This window comes from Halorientalis sp. (assembly GCF_028275115.1).
In the GTDB taxonomy this organism is placed as follows: Archaea; Halobacteriota; Halobacteria; order Halobacteriales; family Haloarculaceae; genus Halorientalis.
This window is the reverse complement of the sequence record NZ_JAQCNH010000003.1, coordinates 1-10,333: the sequence shown is the minus strand read 5'-3', so window position 1 is coordinate 10,333 and position 10,333 is coordinate 1. Positions and strand designations below refer to the sequence as shown.

The following is a 10,333-nucleotide window of genomic DNA, read 5'->3' as shown; positions in this document are numbered from 1 at the left end:
GCACGGTCGGCGTACTCCGTCGCCGCCTCGCCGCCGTACAGCACCCGTTCTTCGCCGGTGAGTTGATCCTCGTAGGTAGCCAGACAGGTCAGCGTCCGAATCGTGTCCAGTCCACCCTCGCCGTCCGGGAGGGCGATTACGGTCCGGGTACTCCCCAGTTTAACCCCGACCGGAACCGGTCCATCCGACGCCGTGTCATCGTCATCGCTCATGATTGGCCCCGGCTACTCACGGCTCTGGTATATATTCTCTCCCTGTACCCGGAACCGAAACACGTCGCCGTAGTAGAACGGCCGGCCGGTCACTGCATAGAGACGAGTCGCGCGATGTAGACGAGACTGAGCTTGTGGTCGTCGACGGTACCGCCGTGTGGCTCCTCGCCGGAACTCTCCAACCCGAGCAGGTAGTCGTTCAGGCGACTCTCGACGTCCTCGGTGAGCCAGCCGACTGACTCGTAGTACTGCAGTGCCTCGTTGGTCCCCTGGTAGCCGAAGTTCGAGAGCAGAAACTCCAGCCACTCGAAGACGACGTACTCCGCGGCGTAGCTCTCGGGGAGCCCGTCGAGATACGGCTTCTCGAGGTCGTCCACGCCGGCTTCCAGCGGCAACAGCTCTCGGTAGAGTCCGTCCTGGAACTGGTCACGTGACGGGGCCTCCGTATCGAGGCCCTCGAAACCGTTGGCGTCTGGGCGTGGGCTCTCCTCGCTGTCGTTGGTGGGTGGTCTGGGTGCGTCACCGCCCTCGCCACCCGAACGAGGTCTGTCACCCCGCTCCCGGGCCATCTTCCGGAGTTCGTCGAGGTCGTAGTCGCGTGGGTTGATGGTCATATGCTCGTTCCGTACTGATTTCTCCCCCAGTGTGTTAAACCTTACACCCGCCCGAGCGCCCTCTGTGGGTTCTCTCCGCCGGAAATCCCACTCCGTCTGTCACACGTCCGACGGAGGGCAGACGACTGACAGCCGGTCGGCGCCTCCCGCGAAGGCCGACGACACTGGTTTATCTGACCGGGACGCGTCGGTGCCTGCACGGTGAACCGATTCCGGGTGCGACAGTCCTCGGTGCCATATCACGGGAGAGGGCGTGGCCGTGACCGCGGCGGTCGTCGGCGGGACCGACGGTGCCGAGGTCGTCGTCACACTCGTCCTTCCGCTCACCTTCGCACTTGGTGTCTGTGGTACGGACGTCGCCGGGAGTCCGTCTGGCGTGCCGAGTCAACCTGACCACACGGCTACCTGGTAGTCCTGCTCCCAGTGGGACCATCGCCGTCGACACGCTCGGCCGTGTCCAGCGAACGGGCCCGCGTAGCTTTCGCCCGCCGACACCGTTCGTAGTATTAAGTGGCACGCTGAAATAGTCTGGGCAATGACCGGCTCGCGCTTGTGGCCGTCGGTCCCGCAGAATGGCCGTGCCGTCTCGAACGTCCTCGGGGTCGTGCTCGTCGTGGCGATCGTCGTCGTCCTGGCCGCGGTCGTCGGCAATCTGGCGCTTGGCTTCGGCGACTCGATGGGGACGCCAGCACCCGCGTTCACCGTCGAGTCTCAGTACCAGGCCGACGGGGCCGGGAACACCAACGACCGGCCGTACCTCAACATCACACACACCGGCGGCGATACCGTCGACGGGACGGCGCTGTTCGTCGTTGACGGCGACGGGAACTCGGTCGCCTGGGCCGACGTGTGGACGGGCGGCGAGACGGTCAAAGCGAGCGACAAGGTACACATCGACGGGTTCGGCAGCGACGGCGCGTTGAATCCGGCCTGTCAGGGGACGACCTACAAACTGATACAGCGACCCGACCAGCAGTCTTCGACGGTGCTCCGGGAAGTCCAGATCGAGCAGGCGGTGACGGGACAGGCGGCCGCCCAAGGACACTGCTAACCCACCGCCAGCGGCACCAGCAACACACCCATCAGCGTCGCGCGTCGCGAACCGAACCGCGGCGGAAGCAGCCCGACCACTGTCGCGACAGCGAAGATACCGACCCCGACCGGACCGGCGAGGGCGAACGAGAGGGCGAGCAGCAAGGCCAGCACGGCGGTCGAGAGGCGACGGTAGTCGAGCGAACCGATCAGCGACAGATAGCGGTCGCCGACCGTCGGGACGAGGACGAACCCGACGGCCGACGCCAGTGCGACACTGGCAAGCAGGAGCGGGAACGCGAGCGGTGCACCACTCGATTCGAGCGCGACCAGGACGCCCGTTCGCGGCGAGCCGAGTGCACGCAACGCCAGCAACGCGAAGATCGTATTGGCTGTGTTCACGCCGCTCGTAATCACGACGAACCCGCGCGCACCGAAGCGGTACGGGACGGCGAGCAGTGCACCCGTCGCGGCGACGGCACTCGAAACACCCGGAATGAATCCCACGACCGCCCCGGAGAGGGTCCCTGCGACCGAGAGTCCGCCGACTGCAGGTTTCGAGAGCGCCAGTGTCGCGTCGTCCTGTGGCGGGACGCCGCCCCCACCCAGTGCCTCAATGAGGACCGGCGCGCCGAACAGCCCCGCGAACAGCGGTGCCAGCGTGCCGCCCGCACTCACCAGCCCGCCCGTCGGAAGGTCGAGCGTCAGGAGTCCGAGGACGCCGCTGGCCGTCAGCGCGAGGCCGGCACCGACTGTCCCGCGATAGGTCCCTTCCGTCGTCACTAACCCCACCGCGACGGCCGCCAGTACGACCGACAGGTTGTCCCGAATCGCCGGATACAGTGCCGTTACGGCCTCGGTGACGGGAATCGCGAGCGGCACGGCCAGTGCCACTGCGAGGCCGCTCCCGAGCGCCGAAAGCCTGAGCGCCTCTCGGCCCCTGCCCGCGAGGACCAGTTCGTGCCCCGGCAACGCCGTCGCCGCCATCGCCGGGTCCGGAACGCCGAGCGACAGCGCCGGAACGACGTCGAGGAACGTGTGAACCGTCCCTGCAGCCAGCATCGCTGCCCCGACCAACCGCGGCGGTCCGGGCACCGAGGACGCCCCAGCGGCGAGCAACAGTGCCATGTTGTTAGCGTGGAGTCCGGGGACGAGTCCGCTCACGACGCCGAGCGCGGCACCACCGGCGATGAACGCGAGCGCCACGGCCGCCGCCGACGGCGCGACTGCGATCCGAACACCGAGCCACGTCGAGACTGCCATCGAGTCGGGGTGGCCCCGGCTTCGGATTTAAGTGGTCGGCCCGGTCGGCGTCGCCACTCACCAGCGGATGAATAGATGAAGAAGAGTTTCGAGTGGCCGCGATCAGCCGAACAACTCGCCGAGGCCTTCGCCGCCGTCGCCCTCGTCTTCGTCGTCGTCGTCGTCGCCTTCGTCTTCGGCTTCGGCTGTTTCTTCCTCGCCGCCCTCGTCGTCGCCCTCTTCGAGTTCGGCGTCGGCGCTCCCACCCGCGGGGGCGGCCGCACCGCCGGCCGGAACCGCTGCGGCCTGTTCGACGGCTTCCTCGATGTCGATGTCTTCGAGTGCCGCGACGAGGGCCTTGACGCGGGACTCCTCGACGGCGACGCCCGCCGCATCGAGGACGCCTGTGATGTTGTCTTCGTTGATCTCTTCGCCTGTTTCGTTCAGGATGAGTGCTGCGTAAACGTATTCCATGGTTCGTAGTCTTGTTGGTAGTATTTAGTTGTTAGCCGAACATCGCGCCCATCGCATCGCCCGTGTCACCGTCGTCGTCATCGTCATCGTCATCGCCGTCGGTGTCGCCGGGCTCTGCGTCGGCATCGGTTCCGTCGTCCGCGCTATCCGCTTCGTCGTCCTCGTCTGGCTCTGGCTCTGGCTCGGCCGTCTCGACGTTCTGAAGCGCCTCGGGGAGCGCCTCGGGGTCGTCGATCCGGGCCGCCAGCGCCCGGACCTGCCCGTCCGCCTTGCTCAGGAGGTCGGGCATGAGTTCCTCGTCTTCGATGGCCGCCTGGAGGCCAACCGATTTTGCCTCGCCGGCTCCCTTGCCGAGCAGCGACCCCGCGGTCTGTGCGGTCGGGTAGACGGCGTTGATCGACAGGTTCCGGGCGGCCGCGGTGGCCGCCTCGATGTCCGCCTGGTACTCGTCGATGTCCAGTTCGAGCGCTTCTGGCTCGAAGAGAACGCCGTCTGCGAACACCGCCTGCAGGTCGAGCCCGACTTCCTTGGGCTCGATTCCGAGTTCGCTCAGCACGTTCGCGAGCTGGCTGTCGACGGTCTCGCCTGCGTCGAGCACCGTGGAGTCGGCCATGACCTGGATCGACCCCTGTTGAATGCGAGCCTCTGCCCCGACGGCCTGGAGTTCACCGACGAACTGGCCCGGGTCCATCCCGGTGTCGCCCTCGGGAACTACGATGTCGTTTGGAGCGACCTCACCGTCGTTGATCGGCGCGGACGTTTTCGACGCCTCCAGTTGCTGGTACAACGTGAACGGGTTGTCGTTCGTGCCGATGAGGCCGACCTGGCCAGTGATAAACTCGGTGAGGTCCTCGAAGCCCGCGGCGACCTCCTCGAGGGCACGCGTCATCAGCGTGTTCCGGCTGACCCGGAGTTCGGCGGTGCCGTGGAGATTGCGCCGCATGTCCTGGAGTTGTCGGCTCGGAATGCCGGCGATGTTGACGATGCCGACCGAGTCGTACCCTTCGAGCGTGGCGACGAGTTCTTCGACCTCCTCTCTTTTCCACTGCGGGATGGTCTCTGTTTTGCGTTCTGTGCTCATACTATGCCACCTCGAAGGCCGGGCCCATCGTCGTCTTGACGAACACCGAATCAACGTTCAGCGGCCCCTTCTCGAGTTCGGCGTGCAACCGTCGGAGAATGACGTCGATGTTGTCCGCGATCGACTCGGCGCCCATATCCTCTGCGCCCACGCGCGTGTGGAAGGTCCGCCGGTCACGGCTCCGGAGCTGTACTGTGTTTTTCATTCGATTGACGACCTCGACGACGTCGTCGTCGGGGTCGAGCGGTTCCGGCATCTTCCCGCGCGGGCCAAGCACCGTCCCGAGGTAGCGACCGATGTTCTGCATCATGTTCTGCTCCGCGATGAAGAAGTCGGTCTCGTCGGCGAGGTCCTTGGCCTCGTCGTCGTCGCCCAGTTCTTCGAGGTCGTCGCCGTCCAGCACGTCGTCGGCGGCGTCCTCTGCACGCAGAGCGGTTTCGCCCTCCGCGAAGACGACGATACTCGTCTCTTGGCCTGTCCCCTCTGGGAGGACGACGCCAGTGTCGACGCGGTTCGACGGGTCGTCGAGGTCTAAGTCGCGCAGATTGATCGCGAGGTCGACCGTCTCGCGGAAGTTCCGCGGCGGTGCGTCCTCGAGTGCGCTAGATACTGCTTGCTCTATGTCCTGATCTGCCATCGTTCACCTCCGTAGTACGCGTACTGCTCCTACGGGTCAGTGAAACAGGCGAAGCCTGTCTCACTCTGACGGTGGCCAATGCGAAACTTAAACCCGTCGAACCGGCCCCAGCAGAGCCCTCTCCGAGCGAGACACCAGGTGCTCGCGGGAACGAATGTCCACAGAACGGCAGGCCGTCGCAGTCGGACTTCGGTCGCGAACTCGCAGAAACGACCGGCAACACTCATCGGTTCTTCCGAGTTCCCGGCGAGCGACCGCTCAGGCGGCCGCTTCTTCGCCGAAGAGGTCGTCGTACTCGCCCTCGTCTATGCGGTCTTTGAAATCGCGGGGATCGTTGCCCTCAATGGTGACACCCAGCGAGGTGCAGGTGCCAACGACTTCCTTGGCGGCGTTTTTCAAGTCGTACGCCAGCAGGTCCGGGTGTTTCTGTTCGGCGATCTGTCTGACCTGATCGACCGACAGGTCCGCGACGAAGTTCTCCTGGGGTTCACCGCTCCCGGTCTCGAAGCCCGCCTCGTCTTTGACGAGTTCGGCCGTCGGCGGGACACCGACCTCGATGTCGAAGGCACCCTCGTCGTCGTAATCGACGGTGACGGGGACTTCGGTGCCGTCGAAGGCTTCGGTCTGGTCGTTGATCTCTTGAACGACTGCCTGCACGTCGACGGGCGTCGGGCCGAGTTCCGGGCCGAGCGGCGGTCCGGGGTTGGCCTCCCCGCCAGGGACGAGTACTTCGATGGTTCCAGCCATATCGAACGTATCGTGGAGGCGCGCTTTTAATGGTTGCTTTCCCCGGCGGGTGTGCCGACAGGGCACACGCCGTCCGGTTGGTCGTTCACGTCACGGCGGTGACGGCCGGCCGCACCCGATTACTGGACCGAAATTCCGTTCCGAGAGAGGTACGCGCTCGCTTCCTTGATTTCGACTGGACTGCCGAGAATGCGCACCCCCTGCTCCTCAGAGCGAATCGTTAGCGTAAACCGGTCCTCCAGCTCCCCCCGGAGTCCGTCGAGTGCCGCCTCCGAGAGCAGAATTTGTGTACTGTCGCGCAGCAGAGCCGCGTCGGTCATCGCCTAAATAAAAGCCACGTCGCCGTATAGGTGTATCGAAACGGCTCTGAACACCGCCGGTCACGCCTCCGTACCGGCCAGTTACCTACGCAGCGGGTTCATCGCCTCCGCGGCCACGTTCGGTTCGACTGCGACGACGTAGCGTTTGCCGGCGTCGAGCGTCGTCTCCGAACCGGCGATTCGGCCGCCGTCGTCGTCGGAACTGACCAGCGTCCCGGTCGGGAATCGCACGTCTGCGAGTTGCCTGCCCGCGGCGGGCGCGCCCTCGGCGACCCGGACCCGAATTATTTCGAGGGTCTCCGTCAGTTCGCCTCTCATCTCGACGTCGATGCCGATGATCTCGCTCGCCGCGAGACCCGCGCCGGAACGCTCGGGATAGATGATGGCGTCGACGAACCGTGTGCACTCTCCTCCACCCCTGCAGTCGGTTCGGGCGACGGCCCGAATCCCGTCACTCTGGACGACCGTGGCCACGTACTCGTCCATCACCGCATCGCACGTATCTTGATCTTCCGCGATGATGGTAACGTCGTGTTCTCTGCCGGCGAGGGTCGCCGTTGTCTGAAGACCGACGCGTCCACCGCCGGCGATGACGACGTTCAGGTCTCGGGTCATGCTCGTTGTCCTCCTGTCGAACGGTCCGGCAGTCGTTGCTGGCCCGTTGGCCCCGGACGACCGGTACGGTTCGGCTCGGGGGAAGTCAGCCAACCGAACAGCACCCGGTCGGTGAGTAAAAGCCTCTCACATTCGGCACGATACCGATGCTCGTGACCGGGCCGGCGACTCCGATGGCCGGCTTGGCCGAGCGGATGGTGGTCGCGACGCTCGGACTGCGTCCGCCGCTGTTTAGACGCTGCCTCTCGGCACTCACATCGTCTGACCTCCGCTTCGGAGGGCGGTCCACCGTCCGTCTACAGCCCCTTTCCGCTCCAGCGACGTGAGTCGTAGCTGTCGGTACGCCCGAGTGCAACCTCTGCTCGGCGAGACTCCGACGGGACCCAACGAAAGCGCTTTTGAGTCGTGGTTGCCGACTACCTCCCAATGGGCCTGGAGGAGGAGATCGAGGAGATCGAAACGGAGATAGCCGAGACTCCCTACAATAAGTCGACTGAGGCCCACATCGGCCGACTGAAGTCCAAACTCGCACAGAAAAAAGAGGAACTGGAAAAAAAGCAGTCGAGCTCCGGCGGCGGCGGCGGGTACGCCGTCGAAAAACACGGCGACGCCACCGTCGCGCTCGTGGGCTTTCCCAGCGTCGGCAAGTCCACACTGTTGAACGCTCTGACCAACGCCGACAGTGAAGTCGGCGAGTACGAGTTTACCACGCTCGACGTCAACCCGGGTATGCTTCAGTACAACGGTGCGAACATCCAGATGCTCGACGTTCCGGGGCTCATCGAGGGAGCCGCAGAGGGTCGTGGTGACGGGCAGGCAGTTCTCTCGGTCGTCAGGACAGCAGACCTCGTGGTCTTCGTCATGGACGTCTTCGAGATCGACCAGTACGCGCGCCTGCACGAGGAACTGTACAAGAACGACGTTCGAGTCGACACCGAGCCCCCGCGGGTGACGATCCGCCGGAAAGGGAAGGGTGGACTCGACGTGAACGCGAGCGTCGACCTGAATCTGGACGAGGAGACGGTCACGCAGGTCCTCCGAGAGAACGGCTTCATCAACGCCGACGTGACCATCGGCGAGCAGATCGACATCGACCAACTCATCGACGGCGTGATGGACAACCGCGTCTACCTGCCCTCCATCGAGGTCGTCAACAAGGCCGACCTGATCGACAAGGCGTACCTGCCGACCGTCGAAGAGAACCTCCGGGACCACGACATCGACCCCGACGAGGCAGTGTTCATCAGCGCCGTGGAGGGGAAAGGGCTGGACGCACTGAAAGAACGGATCTGGGACGCGCTCGGCCTGATTCGGGTCTACATGGACAAGCCCGGCCGGGGCGTCGACTACGAGGAGCCGGTGATACTGCGGTCCGGTGACACCGTCCAAGACGCCTGCGAGAAACTCGGCGGCGAGTTCGAGGAACGGTTTCGCTTCGCTCGCGTCTCCGGACCCAGCGCCAAACACGACGACCAACAGGTCGGCACGGACCACGAACTGGCAGACGAGGACGAACTCCGGCTCGTAACTCGAAAGTGACAGACGATAGTTCCGACCCCGCGTCCGAGGCGGCCGCCGAAACCACCCGCCGGTACCGTCGGGTGTCGGTCTTGGTCGCAGTCGCACTCGCGCCGTGGACCGCAGTCTCCGCGAACGGGTTCGTCTCGTGGTTTCTGCCCATCGGCATCGTCAACCTCGACCCGCTTGAACTGACGACCATCTTCGAGTACTACTTTCTGTTCACCCGGACCCTCCCGCCGTACCTGAACGCCTGGGGGTCGAGTGTGGTGTTGTTCGCCGTCGGACTCGTGAGCGCACTCGTCGGCCTGGTCTGGCGCGAGGATGCCCGCGTCACGGCGTCGATGTTCGTCTTCGCCGGCCTCGGCCAACTGGTGTTCGCACTCGGTTTCTTCCGGCGTGGTCCAGGGTACGCCGCCGTCCCCATCGGGACGCTCCTGCTGTGGGGGGTGGTCTGGCGGTACTACCGGACGGATCTGCTGTCGATCTTCCGGTACCCGGACGGGACGGAGTAGTCGCGTCGGTATCCTTTTTGACGCGCCACCCCAGCACTCGGACATGCACGCCACGCTCGACCACACGATGATGCGCGTCGAGGACCTCGACGCGTCCTTAGACTGGTACCAGACACAGTTCGACTACGAGGAGTACGGCCGCTGGGAGGCCGACACCTTCACGAACGTCTTCCTCGGTCCCCCCGACAAACACGAGGACGGTGCCCTACTCGAACTGACGTACAACCACGACGGACGCACCTACGACTTTGGCGACGCCTGGGGGCACATCGCCGTGCGGTGTGCGGACGTGTACGCGGCCTACGACGAACTCATGGCACAGGGTGTCGAGGACTACCGCGACCCCGACTCCTGTGGCGGACAGTACGCGTTCGTCACCGACCCGGACGGCCACGAGATCGAACTCGTCGAGCGCGACCACGGCGCGAGGTGGAGCCTCGACCACACGATGCTCCGCGTCGAGGACGCCGACGAGGCCATCGGCTGGTTCACCCGGAAACTGGAGTATCAACTCTTCCGCCGCGGGGAGTTCGACGACTTCGCGCTGTACTTCCTCAAGCCCGCCGAAGCCGCCCCCGAAGAGATGTCCGTCGAACTGACGTACAACTACGACGGGCGCACCTACGAGGTAGGCGACGCCTGGGGCCACGTCGCAGTGCAGGCCGACGACCTCCAGGGATTCTGGGACACCCTGCTGACCCGCCACGCCGCGGACTACCGCGACCCCGAGAGCTGTGGGAACCGGTACGCCTTCACCAAGACGACCGACGGCCACGAAGTCGAAATCGTCACGAACTGAGCGACGACACGACGACCCGACAGGTTCGTTCCGAGACTCATTCTCGGCGGTCTCGAACGCGCGCCTGCGCTCAGACCGGCGCTCGGTACCGCTCCGGACGCTTCCATCTCCCCGTCCGACCGCGCGCCAGGCGACGACCGGTCGTGATTCGCCCGCTCGTGTCAGACGCCTGTTAGCCGTTCGCGTGACGCCCGCATATCTGAGTCGAAATCCCGGACGCGGACCCTCGAGACGGCGAAATACGGGTATGTGGAGTGGTGTCAAGCGGCGAATTTGACCACAAAGCATTTATAATGGGCACCAGTTGTTGAGAGCGTACCCTTACCCATGGTGACAGTATCGAGTACGGTCTGGCAGTCTCCTTGCGGTGGCCGTGCGGGCCGGGGCTGTTTCACAGGAAAGGTGCTGGCACCGCCCGAAAAGCACAAACACAAACTATGACAGGAACACGCGACAAGATACGCAGTCTGTTCCTCGCGACGCTGATGGTAACGTCGGTTTTCGCCGGCTTCATCGCGTTCTCGGGA

The 10,333-nt window shown here is 64.8% G+C and carries 14 protein-coding genes and 1 pseudogene; 6 read left to right on the top strand and 9 right to left on the bottom strand.

The annotated features are described in order from the left end of the window. Positions 1 to 212 (bottom strand): annotated as a pseudogene (locus Q0964_RS00490) (hypothetical protein); the annotation flags it as partial. A gap of 89 nt (positions 213 to 301) precedes the next feature. Further along, entirely contained in the window at positions 302 to 826 is a 525-nt protein-coding gene (locus tag Q0964_RS00485; RefSeq protein ID WP_299262273.1) for a FlaD/FlaE family flagellar protein, read from the bottom strand. A gap of 253 nt (positions 827 to 1,079) precedes the next feature. Here Q0964_RS00485 and Q0964_RS00480 point away from each other — a divergent pair, with 253 nt between their 5' ends. Both Q0964_RS00480 and Q0964_RS00475 read left to right on the top strand, forming a co-directional pair. After that, positions 1,080 to 1,238 carry a hypothetical protein gene (locus Q0964_RS00480; protein ID WP_299262271.1) on the top strand — a complete coding sequence of 53 codons (159 nt, stop codon included), beginning with the start codon at positions 1,080 to 1,082 and terminating at the stop codon, positions 1,236 to 1,238. A gap of 123 nt (positions 1,239 to 1,361) precedes the next feature. Continuing rightward, complete coding sequence (locus Q0964_RS00475; protein ID WP_299262269.1) at positions 1,362 to 1,877, top strand: type IV pilin domain-containing protein; 516 nt, start codon at positions 1,362 to 1,364, stop codon at positions 1,875 to 1,877. Here Q0964_RS00475 and Q0964_RS00470 read toward each other — a convergent pair. From Q0964_RS00470 to Q0964_RS00440, 7 genes are all read right to left on the bottom strand, one after another. Next, positions 1,874 to 3,121, bottom strand: a complete 1,248-nt coding sequence (locus Q0964_RS00470) for a tripartite tricarboxylate transporter permease (RefSeq protein ID WP_299262268.1) — start codon at positions 3,119 to 3,121, stop codon at positions 1,874 to 1,876. The genes Q0964_RS00475 and Q0964_RS00470 overlap by 4 nt on opposite strands. A gap of 102 nt (positions 3,122 to 3,223) precedes the next feature. Continuing rightward, positions 3,224 to 3,574: a 50S ribosomal protein P1 gene (rpl12p, locus tag Q0964_RS00465; RefSeq protein ID WP_299262267.1), complete on the bottom strand. Its 351-nt coding sequence runs from the start codon at positions 3,572 to 3,574 to the stop codon at positions 3,224 to 3,226. A 31-nt stretch (positions 3,575 to 3,605) separates the two neighbouring features. After that, positions 3,606 to 4,655 (bottom strand): 50S ribosomal protein L10, encoded by a 1,050-nt coding sequence (locus Q0964_RS00460; protein ID WP_299262266.1) that lies wholly within the window; start codon positions 4,653 to 4,655, stop codon positions 3,606 to 3,608. 1 nt (position 4,656) lies between these two features. Continuing rightward, positions 4,657 to 5,292 (bottom strand): 50S ribosomal protein L1, encoded by a 636-nt coding sequence (locus Q0964_RS00455; protein ID WP_299262265.1) that lies wholly within the window; start codon positions 5,290 to 5,292, stop codon positions 4,657 to 4,659. A gap of 258 nt (positions 5,293 to 5,550) precedes the next feature. After that, on the bottom strand, positions 5,551 to 6,039 hold the full coding sequence (locus tag Q0964_RS00450; protein ID WP_299262263.1) for a 50S ribosomal protein L11: 489 nt from the start codon (positions 6,037 to 6,039) through the stop codon (positions 5,551 to 5,553). Positions 6,040 to 6,158: 119 nt separating this feature from the next. Then, a complete protein-coding gene (locus tag Q0964_RS00445) occupies positions 6,159 to 6,359 on the bottom strand; it encodes a VNG_1110C family protein (protein WP_299262261.1) in 201 nt (66 codons plus the stop codon). 81 nt (positions 6,360 to 6,440) lie between these two features. Beyond that, on the bottom strand, positions 6,441 to 6,974 hold the full coding sequence (locus Q0964_RS00440; protein ID WP_299262259.1) for an NAD-binding protein: 534 nt from the start codon (positions 6,972 to 6,974) through the stop codon (positions 6,441 to 6,443). 426 nt (positions 6,975 to 7,400) lie between these two features. Between Q0964_RS00440 and Q0964_RS00435 the strand changes: the two genes are divergently transcribed. The 4 genes from Q0964_RS00435 to Q0964_RS18410 all read left to right on the top strand — a co-directional run. Next, positions 7,401 to 8,513, top strand: coding sequence for an OBG GTPase family GTP-binding protein (locus Q0964_RS00435; protein ID WP_299262257.1), 1,113 nt, complete (start codon positions 7,401 to 7,403; stop codon positions 8,511 to 8,513). Then, positions 8,510 to 9,007: a TIGR04206 family protein gene (locus Q0964_RS00430; RefSeq protein WP_299262255.1), complete on the top strand. Its 498-nt coding sequence runs from the start codon at positions 8,510 to 8,512 to the stop codon at positions 9,005 to 9,007. The genes Q0964_RS00435 and Q0964_RS00430 overlap by 4 nt, the downstream gene beginning before the upstream one ends. 43 nt (positions 9,008 to 9,050) lie before the next feature. Then, the gene (locus tag Q0964_RS00425; protein ID WP_299262254.1) at positions 9,051 to 9,806 is read left to right on the top strand and encodes a VOC family protein; all 756 of its coding nucleotides are present in this window, start codon (positions 9,051 to 9,053) and stop codon (positions 9,804 to 9,806) included. A gap of 437 nt (positions 9,807 to 10,243) precedes the next feature. Further along, a partial coding sequence (locus tag Q0964_RS18410) for a surface glycoprotein (RefSeq protein WP_414652123.1) occupies positions 10,244 to 10,333 on the top strand: 90 nt, incomplete at its 3' end.

Excerpts from the sequence above, each read along its gene's own strand:
- Q0964_RS00440 (WP_299262259.1), bottom strand. The coding sequence starts at position 6,974 with ATGACCCGAGACCTGAACGTCGTCATCGCCGGCGGTGGACGCGTCGGT.
- Q0964_RS00460 (WP_299262266.1), bottom strand. The coding sequence starts at position 4,655 with ATGAGCACAGAACGCAAAACAGAGACCATCCCGCAGTGGAAAAGAGAG.
- rpl12p (WP_299262267.1), bottom strand. The coding sequence starts at position 3,574 with ATGGAATACGTTTACGCAGCACTCATCCTGAACGAAACAGGCGAAGAG.
- Q0964_RS00450 (WP_299262263.1), bottom strand. The coding sequence starts at position 6,039 with ATGGCTGGAACCATCGAAGTACTCGTCCCTGGCGGGGAGGCCAACCCC.
- Q0964_RS00485 (WP_299262273.1), bottom strand. The coding sequence starts at position 826 with ATGACCATCAACCCACGCGACTACGACCTCGACGAACTCCGGAAGATG.
- Q0964_RS00470 (WP_299262268.1), bottom strand. The coding sequence starts at position 3,121 with ATGGCAGTCTCGACGTGGCTCGGTGTTCGGATCGCAGTCGCGCCGTCG.
- Q0964_RS00425 (WP_299262254.1), top strand. The coding sequence starts at position 9,051 with ATGCACGCCACGCTCGACCACACGATGATGCGCGTCGAGGACCTCGAC.
- Q0964_RS00445 (WP_299262261.1), bottom strand. The coding sequence starts at position 6,359 with ATGACCGACGCGGCTCTGCTGCGCGACAGTACACAAATTCTGCTCTCG.
- Q0964_RS00475 (WP_299262269.1), top strand. The coding sequence starts at position 1,362 with ATGACCGGCTCGCGCTTGTGGCCGTCGGTCCCGCAGAATGGCCGTGCC.
- Q0964_RS00435 (WP_299262257.1), top strand. The coding sequence starts at position 7,401 with ATGGGCCTGGAGGAGGAGATCGAGGAGATCGAAACGGAGATAGCCGAG.
- Q0964_RS00455 (WP_299262265.1), bottom strand. The coding sequence starts at position 5,292 with ATGGCAGATCAGGACATAGAGCAAGCAGTATCTAGCGCACTCGAGGAC.